The organism is Janthinobacterium sp. PSPC3-1 (assembly GCF_049896105.1).
GTDB lineage: Bacteria > Pseudomonadota > Gammaproteobacteria > Burkholderiales > Burkholderiaceae_D > Janthinobacterium.
The window spans coordinates 99,543-118,796 of the sequence record NZ_JAFCTQ010000002.1 but is presented as its reverse complement, the minus strand read 5'-3'; the positions used below and the strand labels follow the sequence as shown (position 1 = coordinate 118,796).

Annotated in this window: 15 protein-coding genes and 1 tRNA gene; 7 read left to right on the top strand and 9 right to left on the bottom strand. The window is 63.0% G+C overall.

What is annotated here, in order from left to right; translation table 11 throughout:
* Positions 1 to 80 precede the first annotated feature (80 nt).
* The 3 genes from ACP7B7_RS02750 to ACP7B7_RS02740 form a co-directional block, all read right to left on the bottom strand.
* Positions 81 to 467, bottom strand: coding sequence for a hypothetical protein (locus tag ACP7B7_RS02750; protein WP_308923722.1), 387 nt, complete (start codon positions 465 to 467; stop codon positions 81 to 83).
* A complete protein-coding gene (locus tag ACP7B7_RS02745; protein WP_426075647.1) occupies positions 461 to 829 on the bottom strand; it encodes a hypothetical protein in 369 nt (122 codons plus the stop codon). Before ACP7B7_RS02745 ends, ACP7B7_RS02750 begins: the two co-directional genes overlap by 7 nt.
* A gap of 158 nt (positions 830 to 987) precedes the next feature.
* Complete coding sequence (locus tag ACP7B7_RS02740) at positions 988 to 2,235, bottom strand: DUF819 domain-containing protein (RefSeq protein ID WP_308923724.1); 1,248 nt, start codon at positions 2,233 to 2,235, stop codon at positions 988 to 990.
* 239 nt (positions 2,236 to 2,474) lie between these two features.
* Here ACP7B7_RS02740 and ACP7B7_RS02735 point away from each other — a divergent pair, with 239 nt between their 5' ends.
* Positions 2,475 to 2,888 (top strand): hypothetical protein, encoded by a 414-nt coding sequence (locus ACP7B7_RS02735; protein WP_308923725.1) that lies wholly within the window; start codon positions 2,475 to 2,477, stop codon positions 2,886 to 2,888.
* Positions 2,889 to 2,897: 9 nt separating this feature from the next.
* Here ACP7B7_RS02735 and yegQ read toward each other — a convergent pair whose 3' ends face one another.
* Positions 2,898 to 4,253 carry a tRNA 5-hydroxyuridine modification protein YegQ gene (gene yegQ, locus ACP7B7_RS02730; protein ID WP_308923726.1) on the bottom strand — a complete coding sequence of 452 codons (1,356 nt, stop codon included), beginning with the start codon at positions 4,251 to 4,253 and terminating at the stop codon, positions 2,898 to 2,900.
* Positions 4,254 to 4,428: 175 nt separating this feature from the next.
* Here yegQ and ACP7B7_RS02725 point away from each other — a divergent pair, with 175 nt between their 5' ends.
* The 4 genes from ACP7B7_RS02725 to ACP7B7_RS02710 all read left to right on the top strand — a co-directional run bounded on the left by ACP7B7_RS02725 (position 4,429) and on the right by ACP7B7_RS02710 (position 11,605).
* Positions 4,429 to 4,917 (top strand): sigma-70 family RNA polymerase sigma factor, encoded by a 489-nt coding sequence (locus ACP7B7_RS02725; RefSeq protein ID WP_308923727.1) that lies wholly within the window; start codon positions 4,429 to 4,431, stop codon positions 4,915 to 4,917.
* Entirely contained in the window at positions 4,908 to 5,876 is a 969-nt protein-coding gene (locus ACP7B7_RS02720; protein ID WP_308923728.1) for a FecR domain-containing protein, read from the top strand. Before ACP7B7_RS02725 ends, ACP7B7_RS02720 begins: the two co-directional genes overlap by 10 nt.
* A 76-nt stretch (positions 5,877 to 5,952) precedes the next feature.
* Positions 5,953 to 8,793: a TonB-dependent receptor plug domain-containing protein gene (locus tag ACP7B7_RS02715; RefSeq protein ID WP_308923729.1), complete on the top strand. Its 2,841-nt coding sequence runs from the start codon at positions 5,953 to 5,955 to the stop codon at positions 8,791 to 8,793.
* 1 nt (position 8,794) lies between these two features.
* Entirely contained in the window at positions 8,795 to 11,605 is a 2,811-nt protein-coding gene (locus tag ACP7B7_RS02710; protein WP_308923730.1) for a M16 family metallopeptidase, read from the top strand.
* A 64-nt stretch (positions 11,606 to 11,669) separates the two neighbouring features.
* Here the strand turns inward: ACP7B7_RS02710 and ACP7B7_RS02705 are convergent, their stop codons facing one another.
* Positions 11,670 to 13,097, bottom strand: a complete 1,428-nt coding sequence (locus ACP7B7_RS02705; protein ID WP_426075646.1) for a sugar porter family MFS transporter — start codon at positions 13,095 to 13,097, stop codon at positions 11,670 to 11,672.
* Positions 13,098 to 13,301: 204 nt separating this feature from the next.
* Here ACP7B7_RS02705 and ACP7B7_RS02700 point away from each other — a divergent pair, with 204 nt between their 5' ends.
* Positions 13,302 to 13,988, top strand: a complete 687-nt coding sequence (locus tag ACP7B7_RS02700) for a hypothetical protein (protein WP_426075645.1) — start codon at positions 13,302 to 13,304, stop codon at positions 13,986 to 13,988.
* A gap of 132 nt (positions 13,989 to 14,120) precedes the next feature.
* On the opposite strand, the gene ACP7B7_RS02695 is transcribed toward ACP7B7_RS02700, so the two are convergent.
* Both ACP7B7_RS02695 and ACP7B7_RS02690 read right to left on the bottom strand, forming a co-directional pair.
* A complete protein-coding gene (locus ACP7B7_RS02695; RefSeq protein ID WP_426075644.1) occupies positions 14,121 to 15,263 on the bottom strand; it encodes a serine hydrolase domain-containing protein in 1,143 nt (380 codons plus the stop codon).
* Between the two features lie 150 nt (positions 15,264 to 15,413).
* A tRNA-Phe gene (locus ACP7B7_RS02690) sits at positions 15,414 to 15,489 on the bottom strand.
* Positions 15,490 to 15,653: 164 nt separating this feature from the next.
* On the opposite strand from ACP7B7_RS02690, the gene ACP7B7_RS02685 reads away from it, so the two are divergent.
* Positions 15,654 to 16,379, top strand: a complete 726-nt coding sequence (locus tag ACP7B7_RS02685) for a hypothetical protein (RefSeq protein ID WP_308923734.1) — start codon at positions 15,654 to 15,656, stop codon at positions 16,377 to 16,379.
* A gap of 6 nt (positions 16,380 to 16,385) precedes the next feature.
* Here the strand turns inward: ACP7B7_RS02685 and ACP7B7_RS02680 are convergent, their stop codons facing one another.
* Together ACP7B7_RS02680 and ACP7B7_RS02675 are read right to left on the bottom strand one after the other, a co-directional pair.
* Positions 16,386 to 16,793, bottom strand: coding sequence for a hypothetical protein (locus ACP7B7_RS02680; protein WP_308923735.1), 408 nt, complete (start codon positions 16,791 to 16,793; stop codon positions 16,386 to 16,388).
* A gap of 82 nt (positions 16,794 to 16,875) precedes the next feature.
* Positions 16,876 to 19,254: a prolyl oligopeptidase family serine peptidase gene (locus ACP7B7_RS02675; RefSeq protein WP_426075643.1), complete on the bottom strand. Its 2,379-nt coding sequence runs from the start codon at positions 19,252 to 19,254 to the stop codon at positions 16,876 to 16,878.

Below are 19,254 nucleotides of genomic sequence, written 5' to 3'. Positions count from 1 at the left end.
AATGGTGTGGAAATTTTGTTTGGAGGGGATTCTGCTACGTTTTGGAGCGTTTTTTCAGGCCGCCAAGATGTGAAAAATGCTTACGGTTTGCATATTTCGCCGCTGACCGAGCCACCGATACTGAGTCCTGTCGACAGATCGAAACCGAACTCGCAGCGATAGCCATCCTGGGCGCGATGGCGGCACAGCAGCATGTCGCGGTTGCGCAGGCGGATTTGTGGGTCGGGACAGCCATCGGGCAAATCGGGACCGATGGCCTCGAACATGTCCTTTGCGGCTGTGCCCCTCAAACGAAAGGCGACCTTGGTATCGCCGGCAACGGGAGGCACGGGGTCATCGAGATAAGCGCCATAAATGGCGTAGGAAGCTGAAAAATCCCTTTGGACATACTCCCAGACCGCGCGGGCTTGGTGTGCCAGCAACAGGCATAGCGCAGCGGCAAAAAGCAGGCTGGCGCGTTTCAGCATGTGGAGCCGCCGATGCTGTGCCCGCTCAGCAGATCGAAACCGAAGTCGCAATGATGGCCATCCCGAGGATGATAGGAACAGCTCACGTGCGCCCGTTGGCGCAAACGGTTTTCACCCTCCACACCGCAGGTATTGCGCAAGTCCGGACCCATCGCATCGAACAGTTGCTTTGCCGCTTTGCCGTCGATCCGGAACGCGATGCGCTTGTCCTTGCTGCTCGGTGGTAGCGGGTCGCCCAAACCGCCACCGTAGATCACATAGTGTCCTTGGACCGGCTGGTAAGAAAACAGCCACTGTTGCGCGGATTGCGCCATGCCGACGCCGAGAACAAGCGGGAGAGCAAGGAAGAAGAGCGATTTCATGTCACCGTCTCCGCTGTTCGCTGTCTAGTGGGGAAAAAGCCAGGTGCGCGTGGAGGTCAGCGCGTTTGATGATTGTTGCTGGTTTGTAAGGTCAAAACATTGCGAAGGATCACAGGCAGCCGCGAGGGCTACCTGCGGACTGCGCCAGGTGGAAACTCTTACCCCGCCATGCCGCGCAATATCAGTCCGGTAATATAGGCGCCGTAAGTACCCAGCGCGTAGCCGAGCACGGCCAGCAGCACGCCCACCGGCGCCAGCGCCGGGTGGAAGGCGCTGGCGATCACGGGCGCCGAGGCGGCGCCGCCGATATTGGCTTGCGAGCCGACCGCCATGAAGAACAGCGGGGCGCGGATCAGCTTGGCGACCAGCAGCATCAGGCCGCCATGGACCGCGATCCAGATCAGGCCCAGCAGGAACAAAAACGGCTTGTCGAGCAGGGCACCCAAGTCCATATGCATGCCGATGGTGGCCACCAGCACGTACAGCATGGCCGAGCCGATGGTCGAGGCGCCGGCGCCCTCCAGGCTGCGCGCCCGGGTAAAGCTCAGCAGCAGGCCGAAGGTGGTGGCGAAGACGACGATCCAGAAGAAATTCGAGGTCAGGCTGTAGTCCTGCAAGCGCCATTCGGCCGGCAGGGTATTGATCCAGGCGATAGTGGGGCCGGCAAGGAAGTGCGACAGCCCCGTCACGCCCAGGCCCACGCCGAGTATCATCATCACGTCGGTCAGAGTGGCGATGCGCGCATGCTGGGCACGGTAGCTTTCGATGCTGTCCTTGAGCGCATTGATGGCGGACAAGTCGGCGCCCGTCCAGCGGTCGAAGGCGCCGGCCCGCCCTGCCAGGAACAGCAGCACGGCGGTCCAGACATTGGCCACCAGCACATCGACGGCGACGAACTGGCCGAACAGGGTGGCATCGACTTCAAACACTTCCTTCATCGCCGCCTGGTTGGCGCCGCCGCCTATCCACGAACCGGCCACGGTGGTCATGCCGCGCCAGGTGTCGCCGGCCACTGTTTCCGGATGGATCAGGCGCATGGCTTCGAACGATACCAGGGCACCGAGCATCACCCCGAGCGTACCGGTCAGGAACATGATGATGGCCTTGGGGCCGAGGCGGATGATGCCGCCGAAATCGATGGCCACGCACAGCAGTACCAGCGCGCTGGGCAGCAGGTAGTCGCGCGCCACGGCATACAGGCCCGAGGCGTTGCCGTCGATAATGCCGAAGGTGTTGAGCAGCGCCGGTATCAGATAGCACATCAGCAGCGACGGGATATAGGCATAGAATTTTTTCCAGAAGCCGGTCGTACGCGAGGCGGACCAGAAGACGGCCCCCAGGGTCATGGCGAGCAGGCCGAGGACAACGGCGTCATTGGTGATCAGGGCTTGTGTGGCAGGTGGCATCGGTGATTCCGGTGGACGTGTCAGTGGCGGCCGGGATGCGGATAGCGGCCCCGGGCGTGGCGTGGTCGTATCCTATAGCAATGTTGGTGGCCAAACAAATTATTTGGCCGCCATCGCCGAATGTTTGTTTTGTAAAATCAAACACATGCGCACGGCTTTGCGCGCCCGGCAGGCAGGCCGGCGCTGTGTGTTGCATGCAAATGATAAGCTCGTCGTTCCGTATATTTGCAGGAGGCGCCGTGGTATTTCGCTATGTGGAGTTGTCCGGGGAGGAAGCAAGAAAGCTGTTTCCCCGCACAGTCGGCCATGTCTTGTCTTTCAGCCACTGCTTTGCCGTGGATGATGAGCGCGGTGCCGTGCTGGCGTGCCTGGGCGGGAAGGGGAGCCTGGCGCCGGAACGAGACGAACCGCCGACGTTCTACGATCTGCGGTGGGACGGCCACATCTATTCAGCCTGCGCGCATTACAAGACTTCCAAGGATGAGGACGGTTACATCACCACGTTTGACCTTAACCTGGGCATGCCCGCGCCGTTGTGGCACAAGGAAGACGAGGTGCGGGGGCTGTGGCGCGAAGCGCTGCAGGTGCAATACAGCGGCATGAGCAGAAGAGCCCAGCGCGTGCGGGTGAACTTTGTCGGCCACCCCGGCTGAACGTTTTTCTTACAGATAGCGGGCCAGCAGTGCCTTGTCCATTGCCCCATCGAGTTCAATCCGCACGAAGTGCCCGCTGCCCGGCGCCACGGCAATCTCGTCGCCGGCGTCATTGAGCATGCGCGTGATGGCGATATCGCGGTTGCCGGCCGGGTGCATCACTTCGATGCGGTCGCCGACGGCAAAGCGGTTTTTCACGTCGATCCTGGCCCAGCCGTTTTCCACGCTCAGCACGTCGCCCACGTACTGGCTGCGGTCCGCCTCGGACGCGCCGCGCATATAGTTCTGGTGGGTCTGCGTATGGTGGCGCTGGTAGAAACCGTCGGTATAGCCGCGGTTGGCCAGGCCCTGCAGCTGGCCCAGCAGGCTGATGTCGAAGGGCCTGCCGGCGACGGCATCGTCGATCGCCTGGCGATACACTTGCGCCGTGCGCGCCGCGTAGTACAGCGACTTGGTGCGGCCTTCCACTTTCAGCGAGTGCACGCCGATCTTGACCAGGCGCTCGATATGCTCGACGGCGCGCAAATCCTTCGAGTTCATGATGTAGGTGCCGTGCTCGTCTTCCAGGATCGGCATCAGCTGGCCCGGGCGCTGCGCTTCCTCGATCAGATAGGGCTGGTCGGCCAGCGGATGGCGCGGCTGTTGGTGCAGGGCCGAGAAGGAATTGGCCTGTTCCAATGCCTGCTCGAATTTCAGAGGGATCACCTGCATCGCGCCCAGGTCGCCGCTGGCGTCCTCGTTCGCGTTTTTCACTTTGTAGTCCCAGCGGCAGGAATTGGTGCACGTGCCCTGGTTCGGGTCGCGGTGGTTGAAGTAGCCGGATAGCAGGCAGCGGCCCGAATACGCGATGCACAGCGCGCCATGCACGAATACTTCCAGTTCCATTTCCGGGCAGCGCTGGCGGATTTCCTCGATCTCGTCGAGCGACAGTTCGCGCGACAAAATCACGCGCGTCAGGCCCATGCGGTGCCAGAATTTCACGTCGGCCCAGTTGACGGCATTCGCCTGCACCGACAGGTGTACGGGCACGTCCGGCCACTTGTCGCGCACCATCATGATCAGACCGGGGTCGGCCATGATCAGCGCATCGGGGCGCATGGCGATCACCGGTTCCATGTCGCGCAAATAAGTTTTCAGCTTGGCATTGTGGGCGAAGATATTGCTGGCGACAAAGAACTGCTTGCCGCGCGCATGCGCGCCTTCGATGCCTTCCTGCAGCGCCTGCAAGGTGGAAAAGTCGTTATTGCGCACGCGCAGGCTGTAGCGCGGCTGCCCCGCGTAGACGGCGTCGGCGCCATAGTCGAAGGCGGCGTGCATCTTGGCCAGCGAGCCGGCAGGCAGGAGTAATTCGGGAGCGTGGCGCATGGCAGGGATAGGCAAAGCCGGCGATTGTAGGCCGGTGGCGGCGCAAATGCCTTGCCTTGGATCAAGGAATTGCTGTTGCATTTCGTGATCTGCCAGTAACAAATAGTAAAGGAATGCTTGTGACAATTCCACTTTTAAATGATAATGGTTCTCATTTAATGATGGGGGGTGCCGGGTGGAGGTCAGTGTTGAGAGTCTGTATCGTGAGCATCGCGGCTGGCTGAACAGCTGGCTGCGGGCGCGGCTCGGGCATTGCTCGCATCGCGCCGCCGACTTCGTGCAGGACACTTTCGTACGCATCTTGCAGTCCGGCACCAGCGCCGCCGAGATCGTGCAGCCGAAATCCTACCTGGCCACCATCGCGCGCGGCCTGATGGTCGACCACTTCCGCCGCAGCGACCTGGAACAGGCTTACCTGGCGGAACTGGCGCACATGCCGGAAGCGCTGCAGCCTTCGCCCGAGGAGCGCGCCATCCTGCTGGAAACGCTGCTGACGATAGACCGCATGCTGGCCGGGCTGGGGCCGAAAGTACGGCAGGCCTTCTTGCTGGCGCAGATCGACGGCCTCGACTATGCGACAATTGCGCAGGAGCTCGACGTGTCTGTCAGCAGTGTCAAACAATATATGCGAAAGGCCGTCTTGCAATGTCTGCAATGTCTTTAAGCACTACGGACGTCGAAGACCTGCACCTGGAAGCGGCGGCGGAATGGTTTGTTTCGCTGGCGGAGGAGGGCGGCGCCGAAGCGCTGCGCCGCTGGCAGCAGTGGCATGACGCGGCGCCGGCGCACCAGCAGGCATGGGCAAAAGTCGAGCGTCTGCAAAGCCTGCTGGCCGGCGCGCCGTTGCAGGCGGCCCATATTCTGCGCACGCCTGTGCGCGAATCCCGCAAAAGCAAACCCGAACGGAAATCGCGGCGCCAGCTGATGGCTTGCATCGGCGTGGCCTTTACCACCGGCATGGGCTGGGCCTTGCTGCCGGCCGCACCCGAGCGCGCGCCGATCCGCTGGCTGGCCAGCGCGCGCGGCGAGCGCCGCCTGGTAACCCTGCCGGACGGCGGCCGTGCCTGGCTCGGCTCCAACACGCGCGTGGGTCTGGACTATGATGCGCACCGCCGCGATATCTACCTGGCCCAGGGCGTGCTGCAGCTCACCACCGGCAGCGATGCACAGCAACGTCCGCTACGCATCGTCTCGCGCGATGGCGTGGTGCGGCCGCTGGGCACGCGTTTGACCATCAGCCAGTTTGCCGCGCACACCATGCTGACGGTGCAGCAGCATGCGGCCCAGGTGCAAACGCCCGGCGGACCGGTGGTGACGGTGCAGGCCGGACAGCGCGTGCGCTTTGCCAGCACCGGCTGCGGCCGGGTGCAGCTGTCGCCGGTCGCCGACGATGCCTGGACCCGTGGCCTGCTGATGGCGCTCGATACGCCCCTGCCAGAATTTGCCGCTCAGTTCGCCCTGTATTCTGGGCAGGCGGTCGAGGTGGCGCCGGCGCTGGCCAGCCGCCGTGTTTCCGGCACTTACCAGATCGATGCGGCGGAACGCTCGCTCTATACCCTGGCCGATGTGCTGGCCATCCGCGCGGAACGCACGGCAGCGGGCTGGCGGCTGCGGCCCCGTTAAAATATTTTTTACTATCGACTGTCCTTTTTCGATATTGCTTCGGCCTACAGATAAGCCCATTATTTGTAGACGAAAAATGACTCTTGTTGCCGATAGCGCTGTCCCCGTTTCTTTTCCTGTACGCAAACTGCGTCCCCTGCTGGCCGCGCTGTTAAGCGCTGGCGTCATCCTGCCCGTTCTTGCCGCCGACGCGCCGCCGCGCCCGGCGCCGGCGAAAACCTATGCGCTGGGCTCTGCTCCGCTGGCCGATGTGCTGAACCGCTTTGCCGCCGAATCCGGTGTCATCCTGGTGTTTGACGCCGCCTTGCTGCAGGGTCTGCAGTCGCGTGGATTGCAAGGCAAATACGATGTGCCGTCGGGCTTCCAGGCCCTGCTGGCCGATTCCCGATTTGAAGTCGTGATGGGGGCCTCGGGCGGCTATATCCTGCGCGCCCGTCCTGTTCCAGCCGCTGTGCGCGACGAGCGTTCGGCGGCCGAAAAGCGGCCGGCGCACACGCTGTCGGAAATTACCGTCGAAGCAAAGACGCTGCCGACGGTCGAGCGCATGGACCGTGAAATGATCCGCAACATGCCGGCCATTAACGGCGACATGACCAGCCAGCTGAAACTGAACCCGAACATCCAGTACGCCGAAACGTCGCTGGCGTCGGCCACCGGCGGCGAAATCGCGCCGGCCGAGATCAGCATCCATGGCGCCAAGCCGTACCAGAATGAAATCCTGGTCGACGGCATCTCAATTTCCAACGATATCGATCCGGGCAACAAGATCACCACCACCAGCGTCGACCAGATACCGGGCGGCTCGCAGGCGCTGGCCATCGACAGCAGCATCTTGTGCGAGATCGATGTCAAGGATTCCAATGTCTCGGCCGAGTATGGCCGTTTTACCGGCGGCGTGGTCAGCGCTACCGTCTGTTCTGCACGCAAGAAGTTTGGCGGCAATGTCTCGGTGGGCTACAGCTCCTCCAGCTGGAGCAAGCTGTTCATCGATCCGGCCCGCCAGGAAGAATTCGAAGACTCGGCGAATGCCGATCTGCAGCCGCATTTCAAGAAATGGACATATAAAACCACGGTGGAAGCGCGGCCCAGCGACAGCTGGGGCGTGCTGATGAACGTGGTGCGCCGCAAATCCGAGATTCCGCTCAAGCGTTTCAATACCGAAAACGCCGGCACCACCGCCAGCCGCGAAGTCACGCAGACCCGGCAGCAAGATACCATGCTGCTCAAGGCCGACTACTCGCCGGCCGACAGCCGCCACAAGGGCGAAGTGACGGTGGTGTATGCGCCGTCGTCGAATACCTATTTCATGGAAAACTACCGCGACAGCAATTACACCATCGATAGCGGCGGTCTGAATCTGAGCGGCAAGTGGGAATCGCGCTACGACTTGGCCAGGCTGACGCACCAGGTATCGTATTCCAAGAACGAGCAGTCGCGCCGCAGCGATGCCGATTATTACCGCGCCTGGCGCTGGTCGACCGACAAGAACTGGGGCGACCCGACTGGCAGCACCAATCCGACCAGTGGCGAGGGCGCGCGCGGCGATATCGACCAGGAAATACAAACCATGCAGTACAAGTTCCGTGCCGCATTCGAGCCGTTCAACCTGGGCCAGACCCGGCATCGCGCCACGGCGGGCGCAGAACTGCGCCACCAGGAAGCCAATTACGAACGCCTGAAAGACCATTTTTACTATCTGACGCCAGCCAATTTGCCGACCACCGGCGCCGCCTCGCGCTGCACCCTGCCCGACGGCACGGTCGATACGGAAGCGTGCTCGGTCACCAGGACACCGCGCCAGAACGCAGGCCAGTATTTCGGCCGCCTGATGACCTATCACGCGGGCAAGTTTGATATTGAAAGCAATTCCTGGGCCGCCTATGCGGAAGACGAGGCGACCTGGCGCAACCTGACCCTGCGCGTCGGCGTGCGCGGCGACAAGGACAGCCTGGCCGGCGGCACCAATTTCGCGCCGCGCCTGAAATTGGGCTGGCAGGTGACGGACCCCTTGTACCTCGATGTCGGCGCCAACCGCTATTACGGCCGCAACCTGTTTGCCTATGCGCTGCAGGAAAAAGCCAATACCCTGCTGACGACGCAAACGCGCACCAACAACCTGGCCTGGGGCGCGGCCACCACCAGCAAGCCCCTGAACCGCCTGGAAGACATGAAGTCGCCGTATGACGACGAGCTGACCGCTGGCGTCACCTATGACTCGGACTTGCTGGCCGGCCCCTTGAGCCTGCGATTCACGCATCGTAACGGCAAGGACCAGGTGGTGCGCCTGGTACGCTCGGGCCAGACCGATTGCAACAGCAACAGCTGCTATATTTTCAGCAATGACGGCGGCAGCGACACCAAGGACATCACGCTCAGCTGGTCCAATGCGCGCGCCTTCAAGATCGGCGACGTGGCCAACCGCATGTGGATCGCGGTGAACAAGAGTGATGTCAAATCCAACTATGCGACCTATGCGGAAAACTACGGTTCGGCGATGTTGCGCGACGACCTGATCCGCTACGACTGCAAGGTGATCCGGTATTCGGAGCAACCTGCCGAGAACTACAACCGTCCCTGGACCTTGCGCATCGGCGCCATGAGCACCTGGCCTGCGCATAGCCTGACCGTCAGCAATATTTTGCGCATGCGCGGTGGCTACGAGAAAATTTTGCGTAACGGCACCTTCGTCCACGAAGGCGCGACCTTGGAAAACTACGAGAAGACCCGCTTGCCCCAGTCGAATGCCATCGATACCGTTGTGAACTGGAATCCGCGTGTGTACCGCAACCAGCGCCTCGATGTGAAACTGACCATCGAAAACATCACCAATGAAAAAAACAAGATGACGGTCAACGACACCTATGCCAGCTACGAACGGGGCCGCACCTTCGCGCTGGAGATCGGCTATGGTTTCTAACATGATGACTACGCGCAAAAAACTGCAGGGCATCGCTTTCTTTACCCTGTGCATCGCCATCGTGGCGCCAGCGATGGCCGCCACCGTTGAATCGTTCCGCTGGGACAGCCAGGTGCAGCGCGGTCAGCTGGCCAACGGCCTGACGTATTACATCGTCGACAGCGCCAGCGCCGCAGACCCGCAAGCGAGCAAGCAAGTGTCGCTGCAACTGCTGGTGCGCGTCGGCTCGCTCGATGAAAAGGACGATCAGTCCGGCGTGGCGCACATGGTCGAACATATGGTGTTTCAAACCACCAAGGCCCATCCGGAAGGCTTGAAGACCCATATGGAAAGCCTGGGCTGGCGCATCGGCTCGCACTACAACGCGCAGACCAATTTCGAGCGCACCCTGTATTACCTGACGGCGCCGCCCGGCCGTGTCGACGCGGGCCTGGGCGTGCTGGCCGAGATCGCCGGCGGCGCGCTGATACCGGCCGACGGCCTGGAGCGCGAGCGCCAGATCATCCTCGAAGAATGGCGCACCAAGCTGGGTGTGCGTGAACGGATGGACCGCCAGCGCCGCGCCATGCTGCGCGAGGGTTCGCTGTACCCGCAACGCCCGACCATCGGCACGGAAGCGAGCATCCGCCAGCAGCCGGTGGACAATTTGCGCAAGTTCTACAGCGACTGGTACCGCCCCGGCAATATGGCCCTGCTAATCGTCGGCAAGGTCGATGCTGCCGCCCTGAAACCTGCCATCGAACGTTACTTTGGCGGCCTGGTGCCGGCCGCTTTGCCGCAACGTAATGCGCCCGATCCCGTGCTGCGCGACCAGCTGCGCATCACGCGCCTGCAGGATGCGGAAAGCGGCACCAGCCAGGTTGGCTGGGTCACGCGTTTCACGGTCGACAAGCGCCAGGATGAAGCCGGCCTGCGCGAGCGCATCATCGACCGCATCGCCGAGCGCAGCCTGCGTGCGCTGGTGCGCGAGTCCGCCGACAGCCTGCCGGCCGGCGTTTCCTCGCTGACCGTCAGCAAGGGCGAGCTCGGCGAATCGACGGCCTCGCTGGGCTTTGCCTCCAGCGTGGCGGTCGACGCCCACCGGGCCGCCATGGAACAGATCCTGCTGGTGCAGGAACGCCTGCGCCGCAATGGGCTGAACGTAGCCGATATCGAGCGCGAAATTGCCGATGTGCGCCGCCTGAACGACAAGGGCCCGGCGCAGCAGGCCGCGCGCGACTTCAACGGCTGGCTGCAGATGCTGGGTGCCGCCGTGGAGGGCGAGCGCATCATGCAGGACCCGCTGCAAAAACAGGCGCAGATCAGCCGCATCCTGGCTGGCTTGAGCCCGGCCGATATCAACGCGCGTGCCCTGCAATGGGTCAATGCGCCCGACCGCGCGCTGTTCATGCTGGCGCCGGGCCTGAGCCCCTTGAGCCTGCCATCGAAAGAAGACGTGCTGGCCACGCAGCAAAAAATTGCCACGGCACCGCTGCCGGCCCTGCTGAAGGCGGAGCCAGTGACCACCGTGGCCAGCATGCCGCGGCTGTCGTCCAGTGGCGACATCGTGCGACAGGATGAGCTCGGCAATGGCGTGCAGCGCTGGACCCTGGACAATGGCGATGTGCTGGTCTGGCACGCCACGCCGGAAGACAGCACGATGCGCTTTGCCGCCCATGCGCTGGCCGGCTACCGCATGCCGGGCGCGCCGTCGTGGCAGTGGCAGCTGGCGGCCCAGCTGGGCCGCGACGCCGACCTGTCCGGCCAAGCGCCGGGCGAGCTCGATCGCTGGGCAAGCGAGCGCAAGGTCAAGCTGTCGCAGCAGCAAAGCCCGATCCAGCTCGGCTACACCGCGCAAGTCGCGCCCGCGCAGCTGGAAGACCTGCTGCGCCTGTATGCGGCGCGCCAGCTGCAAAGCGAGATTGGCCTTGAGGCGCTCACCAGCGTGGGCCAGCAACTGGCACGCCAGGCGGCGCGCCGCCCGGACAGCGCCGGCGAACGCGCGGGCCGCGAAATGAGCGTGCTGCGCTATGGCGAGCTGCCGCTGGACGGCTATCCCGATGCCGGCGCCCTGAAGCAATTGATGACGGAACAGGGTTTGCAGACGGTGCGCGGACAATGGCTGCAGCTGCGCCGCCAGCCGGTGACGTATTTTGTCAGCGGACCGCTGGACGCGGCCCAGGTCAGGGAACTGGCCGAGCGCTACCTGGCCGGCATTCCGCGCCAGGCCGCCGCGCAGGCGCCAACCGCGCTGGCGCAGCGCAAGGGCTACCGCGAAAGCCGCCTGGCCATCAGTGTCGAGCCGCAAGGCAGCGTGCGCGCCGAAGGCAGCCAGGACATGGAATGGACGCCCGAGCGCGCCATGCGCACGGCGATTCTGTCGCGCATCATCTACCGCAGCCTGCGCCAGGAACTGCGCGAAAAAGAAGCCGGCATCTACCGCCTCAACTACAAGCTGAGCCTGGACCCGCACAACCATGCCAACAGCGAACTGTCGTTCACGGCCGCGCCGGAACGCCTGGACGCCTTGTGGTCATCGGCCAAACGCGTGCTCGAACGCCTGCCTGCGCAACTGGACACGGCCATGCTGAAGGAAGAAATCGCCAAGATGCGCAGCGACGAGTCGAAACGGGTGGCGGACAGCACCACCCAGTTCAACCGCTTGCAACTGAGCTACACGCAATTTGGCGACGCCCGCTACCTGGCGGACAGCAAGCAACTGGCCGGTACGTTGACGCCCGAGAGCATGCGCGCGTTTGCGCAGGAGTTCAGGCTGGCGCAGGATATGGCGGTGGTGAAGGTGTTGCCGAAGAAGGCAGAGAAGGGGAGTTGATGCCGCATAAAACGCCAACCTGTACAGGGTTGGCGTTTTTTTGGAAACACCGTTCAATTCCTGTTCAAGCCGGCTTGCCCAGCTCCTTCTCCAAAAACTTCTCCAGCGCCTCCAGCGATTTGCCCTTGGTTTCGGGCAGGCAGGTGGCGACAAAGATCAGCGACAGCACATTGATGCCGGCAAACACAAAGAAGGTGGCGCTGCCGAACTGCGCCATGGCGATCGGGAACAGCAGCGCTACCAGGCCGTTGAATACCCACTGGCAGGCCACGGCCGTGCCAGTCAGCACGCCGCGCAGGTGCATCGGGAACAGTTCCGACATCAGCAGCCAGTACACGGGTGAAATCAGCATCTGCATGAACAGCAAAAAGCACAGGATGCAGGCCAGTGCGGCGTAGCTTTTCATCAGCCCCTCGGGCATGAACAGCAGCACGGCGCCCAGCGCGGCCTGGGTGGCGATGACGAAACCGAGGCCGGTGATCAGCATGGAGCGGCGGCCGTGCTTGCCGATCAGCCAGATACCGATAAAGGTGGCGATCAGCGCCACCACGCCGTTGCCGATGGTGGCGGTCAGAGCCGCATTGGTACCGAGGCCGGTCGACTTCAGAATGATGGGCGTGAAATACATGAAGGCGTTGACGCCGGTAAATTGGGCCACGAAACCGAGGCCGATACCGATACACAGCAGTTTCCGTATCCATGGCGTACCGAGCACGGCCGACCAGCCGGTCTGTTCATGCTCGATCTTGTTGAGCTTGACCATCTCGTCCAGCTCCAGTTCGATCTGCTTGTCGCTCGAACGGATCTGTTCCAGCACGGCGCGCGCTTCCTTCATGCGGTTCTTGCTGGCCAGCCAGCGCGGCGAGGCGGGCACGAACAGCATGCCCAGTCCCAGCAGGATGGCCGGCACGGCGGCGATCGCCAGCATATAACGCCAGACGTGCGGCGAACCGGAAAAATGCGCCAGCGCCGCGTTGAGGATATACGCGATCAGTTGTCCACCGACGATCATCAATTCGTTCTGGCTGACCAGCCTGGCGCGCCTGCTGGGCCCTGCCATCTCGGCGATAAATACCGGCACTGTCGACGAGGCGCCGCCGACGGCAATGCCCAGCACGAAGCGCATGACGACCATGATGGCCACCGACGGCGCCAAGGTGGTGCCGAGCACGCCGATCAGGAACACCAGCGCCAGGCCCAGCAAGGTTGTGCGGCGGCCGTATTTGTCCGACAGCGTGCCGGCCATCAATGAACCAATGGCGGCGCCGAACACCAGCGCCGACGTGACAACACCCTCCGTGACCGGGGTCAGGCCAAGGCCGCCCTCGGCCAGCGGCGTGCTCATGAAGGGCAGCGCGCCCGAGATCACGCCGGTGTCGTAGCCGAAGGCCAGCGCGCCCATGGTGGCGGCGATGGCGACCTTGAATACAAAGCGGCTCTCCTTGGTGTCGGGCGGCGTCGCCGTGGCGGACGGTTGTGTAGTGGAAAGCATGAATCGAGATCCTTCTGGAATGATGTGGCTGAAGCCCGCGTGACCAGAGAGGCGGCGTTGACAATCTCAGCATTAATGTTGTACAGAATAAATGAAATTGCCGTGGGTGACAGTTAGTTACCGGACATAAACGCCCTGCGGAGCCATCCGTACCCAGCCGATTCTGTACACTGCATCGTATCGACAGTCAGTGGCGAGGCCGGCATGCGCAATATCGATTTCAGTTCCTGGGAAGCCGCCATGACCACCATCATCGGCCTGGCCGTCTTTACCTTGCTGGGGGTGGGCATCCGCATGCTGATGATGCAGACCATCCAGCAGCGCCGCGAACGGATGAACCGGCAGATCAATGAGCGCGTGAAAACGTTGATGGCTGCCTACCGCACTCTGGGCGGCTCGTTTACCGGGCAACTGACGGTCGATCCGACCCACCTGCGCGACCTGCGCGACCTGCGCGAGCGCGCGCTAGCGGGTGGGGAAGGGCAGTACGACATCGGAACGACCAGTTCCGAGCGCGCGCGCCGCATCCGCGATGCGGTCGAAGCGGCGCTGGCGGACATATTGCTGCTCGGTACCGAAGAACACTGCCGGCTGGCCGGACAGGCAGCGGCCGACCTGGCGGCGGGCCGCCCCATCCATACTGCCGAACTGGTGATCAGCCTGCGCAGCTTTATCCGCAGCGCGCTCGACCTGGGGCCGATGCCGGACGATGTGCTGATCCCGTTGCAGGGACCGACGCGCACGCAGGGGAGTGCGGGACGGGGCAAGGGCGATGGGGACAAGTCGGGGAATAAAGGCGCGGGTGGCGGAGGTGGCGGCGGCAATGGCGGCGGTGGCATGGGCATGGACACCGCGCATGGGACGGATGCCGTGCCGCCGCATGCGACGTGAATCTTGCATAGCTGCCGCAGAAATAAAAACGCCAACCCGAGGGTTGGCGTGTTTGATCCGTACCGCTCAATTCCTGGTGGCCCGGGGCGGAATCGAAGCACCGATACACGCATTGTCAAAACAAGGGCCGGCCTAGTTCGCGCTTTCCATGGATTCCACTGTGTCGAAAAGATGCGCCAGCGCGCTTTCCATGGCGCCGGCGGTAGCGTCGCCGCTCTGGTTGGTGATGATGAAGACCCCAAGCTGATAGTTGGGAACGACGTAGGCGTAGCTTTGCGCGCGTGGCACGCCGCCATGGTGCACATAATGCGTGCCCAACTGGCGATTGGACCCGATGTTCCAGAAATAGCCTATGCTGAAGTCGTCCTGAAAGCGCACCAGCGGCTTGTGCGATTCGACGACGGCGGGATTGGCGCCCAATTGCAGGCGCAGGTACTTCGCCATATCCGGCATGGTCGATTTCAGGTTGCCGGCTGCCCCCCAGGGCAGTTGTGGCATCGGTGTTGTCACGACGGGATTGTCGCTGTGGTAGCCGGGCGCCAGCCGGCCTATATCCTTGGCTGTGATTCTCAGCCTGGTATCTTGCATGCCGGCTTCGCGCGCGACGAATTGCGCGAGCAGGACGTCATAGGGCAGTCCGTAGATTTTTTCGAGCGTGTGCGCAATCAGTTCGGTCCCGGCGCTTGAATAGGCGTAGTCCTTGCCCAGCGGACCTTTGATGCTGACTGTGTGCAAGTCCTCCCAGAATTGCTGTTGTCCGTAGTTGGCGTAGGCTGCATTGAGCTTGGCCGGCGTGGCGTGTGCAGTGAACTCCGTCAAGATGGTGTTCACCGGCAATGGCAGCATGCCCGGCATATTGCTGGTGTGCGTGATCAAATGGCGCAAGCGAACTGGCTGCCCCTGCGACTGCAGGTTCGGATAGGCGGCCGCCAGGTACTTTTGTATGGGATCGTCGAGCGCCGCCTTGCCATCAAGCACAGCGTTCGCCAGCAGCAGGCCAGCAAACGTTTTGCTGATCGAGCCGATTTCATACAGCGTTCTATCGTTCGGCGGATTGGCTTTGCCGGTCTCCAGCTCGCCTTGATGCAGGATGAATTCCTGGCCGCGATAAACCACGGCAATCGAGGTCGCGTGTAACAATTTTGACTGCAGCAGGATGGTCGCGGTCTGGCGCATTGCCGCAGGAATGTCAGGCGCAGGTGTTGCGGCTGCGGGCTTGCAAGCTGTCAGCACGAGTGTCATTACAGTTGTGATTGCGGCGAGTTTGGTCATCATGCGCACCATCCAGGGGGAGGGGCATTCTCGCATAATGGAATCAGCGGTGACGGAAAAAGTCGCCCGCATGGTTTTTCCAGAGATGAGCGGCGGCGCCTGATAAAAGAAAACGCCACCCGAAGGTGGCGTTTTGCTTTGCTGCTGAATTCTTGGTGGCCCGGGGCGGAATCGAACCACCGACACAAGGATTTTCAATCCTCTGCTCTACCGACTGAGCTACCAGGCCAAGGCGGCGAATTATAGCAGAAAGAGTTTCTACCTGACCAGTGCATCCTGTGTTCAAATGCAACAGATGGCCAAAACATGGTGTTTTGGCATCCTTGTACGACCTGAAGGGATGCGACGATGCAGTTACGTTGTGGTGTGCGATGCCTGGCTGCGGCCGGGTTGATGAGTGTGATTTGCGGGACTGTGCGGGCCGATGGGCTCGATGACCTGAAGACGGCGCTGGCGAAATTGCAGGGGCAGTCGCCCGTGAAAGCGCAGGTGGAGTCAAAGACCTGGCGCCGGGAGGGCGAGGGCAAGGACGCCGAGGAGGATAGCGGCCAGGCCAGCGTGGTGGTCGACAGCGGCGCGGCGGGATTGCAGGTGTTGTACAGCAAGGAGTTGCTGGCGAAAGTGGAGGCCGAGCAGCGCGCAAAAGTGAAAGACCCGAAGGCGAAGACCTCGACCGACTTCGCGCTGGGCGAACTGAAGGGGACGGAATTGCGCGCCATGGTGTCGGCGGCGGGCGCCTTGTCGCGTGAGTTGGACGAGGCCGTGTTCAGCGGCGAGAAGATGGACAGCTACAAGGGCAAGCCGGCGCGCAAGCTGAGCTTTAGCTTGTCGATCGACAAGGTGCCCGAAAAAGACCGCAAGTACGTGAAAAAGTTCGATGGCGGCATCGATGTGTGGATCGCGGCCGATGGCACGCCGCTGGGCAGCAGTTTCCGCGTCGATGTCAGCGGCCGCGCCTTTGTGGTGGTCAGCTTCGCGCAGAAGACGGACGAGACGCGCCAGTATGGCGTTTCTGGCGACCATCTGCTGTTGCTGCGCAAGGAAAGCCGGCACGCGATCTCGGGTGCGGGCGAGAAAGTGGAAACCAAACTCGTCAAGACCTTGCAGCTGCAGTCCTGACGCGCTTTACATGATCGGGGCGATACCCTTGTTCAGCACGCAGCGGCCCGCCTCGCAGGTCGCACCGGGGTCGGTAACGATGGCGCATGTGCACATCATGCCGTCCGCCTGCTGCAGCTTGCGGCTGGCCTCGGCCTGCGCCTGGACCAGCGCCGTCAATTGCTTGCCGTCGCTGCTCTTGTTCGACCACGCCAGGTAGCGCTCGGGGCCGCCGCAGGCCTTGGCGCCGATGGCGATGGTCTCGCATTGTTTGGGCGCGTCGCAGGCGGCGTCGCCGACTTCCTTCTTGATCTGTTTGGCCAGGCTGGCGCTGCCCGGCGCCGGTGCCGGCGTGGCCGTGGGGGCGCTGCCGCAGGCAGTGATGATCAGCATGACAAGGCTGGCGCAGGCGGCGCGCAGCAGGGTGGGGAGCATAGGGGTTTTCATCGTTGCATGATGTGCCAGAGTCGATGGCGTGGCAAGCGCGATTTGCTAACCCCAAACGTGACCCCCGCCCTTATTTCAACGTCCGCTGGAACAGCTGATAAATCCGGCGATACTCGTCATACCACGCCTCCGGCTGCACGAAGCCGTGGCGTTCCATCGGGTAGCTGGCCATTTCCCAGTTGTCCTTTTTCAGCTCGATCAGGCGCTGCGACAGGCGTACCGAGTCCTGGTAGAACACGTTGTCGTCGATCATGCCGTGCGCGATCAGCAGGTTGCCTTTCAGCTGCTCGGCGTATTCGATCGGCGACGAGATTTTATAGGCTTGTGGATCGACTTCGGGCGTGTTCAGGATATTGGCCGTGTATTCGTGGTTGTACGTCGTCCAGTCGGTCACGGGGCGCAGCGCGGCGCCGGACTTGAACAGCTCGGGCGCGCGCATCAGGGCCATCAGGCTCATGAAGCCGCCATAGCTGCCGCCGTAGATGCCCACGTTGTTGATATCGCCCTGGTGCTGCGCCGCCAGCCAGTGTGCGCCATCGATGAAGTCCTCCAGTTCCGGGTGGCCCATCTGGCGGTAGATGGCGGTGCGCCAGGCGCTGCCATAACCCATCGAGGCGCGGTAGTCGACATCGAGCACGATGTAATCCTGTTCGACCAGCAGGTTGTGGAACATCTGCTCGCGGAAATACACCGGATAGCGCTCGGTGACGTTCTGCAGATAGCCGGCGCCGTGCGCGAACATGACGATCGGATAGCGCTTGCCCGCTTCCAGCTGCGCCGGACGATACAGCTTGGCCCAGATCGGCGCCGCGCCATGCGTGGACGGCACTTGCACCAGTTGCGGCATGACCCAGTTGCGCGCCTTGAAGGCGTCGCTGCGGGTATCGGTCAGGATATTGGCTTTGCCGCCTGCGGCAGGCACGGTGGCCAGCTGCGCCGGCAGGTAGCTGGCCGAATAGCGCACCAGCAGCTTGCCCGCATCGGGCGACAGGGCAAAGCTTTCCACGCCTTTCAACGATGTCACCTCGCGCGCGCCGCCGTCCTTCCCGGTCGATGCGCACACTTCATAGATACCTGGCTGCTGCGGGTTGCACAGGAAATAGGCACGCTCGCCGTCGCGGGTCCATTCCACATTGCTCACTTCCCAGTTGCCGTGGGTGAGGGCGCGCGCGGGCGCGGCACCCGTCTTGGCATACAGATGGGCGTAGCCGCTTTCCTCGGACAAATACCACAGGGTGGCGCTGTCGGGCAGCCAGCCGAATTCGTCGGCGCGGCGGTTGACCCAGGCCGCGTCGCTGATGCGGTGCATCGGCACCAGCGCGGCGTTGGCCAGATCGACGGTGGCCAGCCAGCGGTCCTTGTTGTCGACGGCGCGCACGCGCACTGCCGCTTGCGCGCCGTCGGCGCTCCACACGATGCCGTCGCGCAAGGCGTCCACGCGTACCGGACGGTTGCCTTTCAGGGGCGGCAGTTTCTGCTCGGCGCTCAAGGCGGCCAGCGGATCGGTGGCGATGCCGGGCAGGGTGTCCATGGCGATCTCGCGCACGGCGCCGGTGCGCAGGTCGGCCAGCCTCAAGGTTTGCGCAATCGGCATGTTGCGGCCCACGCGCGTGCGCTCATCGTCCGCTTCCGGGTAGCCGGTTTCCGTCACATAGCGCGCCAGTTTGCCCAGCTTGCCCTTTTCGGCCCCCTTGTCCTGCGTGACGAACAGCAGCCAGCGGCCGTCCGGCGACAGCACGCTGCCGGAAATCGTCACCTTGTCTCCCAAATAGATCGGCTCGGGCGCGCGCGTGGCGTCCAGGCGGCGCTCTTCCTTGCGGCGTTCCAGGCTGGTCTCGCGGTTCTCTTTCTGGCGCGCCAGGTTGACGATCAGGCGCAGCTGCAGTTCGCGCTGGCTGTCCGCCTCGGGCTTGGCGTCCGGGTCCTTGGCCGCGCGCAGCAGCGCCACCGGCGCGCTCAGGCGGTCAAGCCGGTTCCAGCTATGCCAGTCGTCGCCGCTGCGGTATTGCACCGCTGCGCCGTCGCTGGAATACTGCGGGTCGCTGATGGCCGGCACGCCGCGCGTGATCTGCGTCAGCACGCCGCTTTTGAGGTCGCGTTCGAACAAATCGCCATTGCGCAGCAGGATGGCGCGCTTGCCGTCGCGCCGGTAGACCATCTGCTCGCCATCGAGATTGGCCAGCTGCGCGTCGGCCACCGGCTTGCCGCTATTGAGCGCGGCGCCGGCGCCGGCCAGCTGATAGATGTCGCGCAAAGGAGAACCGAGGCGTTTTTGCTTGTAATAGACCTGGCCATTCCAGCCCCACCACGCCGTTTCGACGGGCGTGCCGATCCAGTCGGGATCGGCCATGGCCTGGTCCAGCGAAATCGGCGTCGGGGTGGCGGCGGGGGCGGCATGGGCGAAAGAGCCGGCAAGGGCGGACAATAGCAGGGGAAGTACCAGACGCAT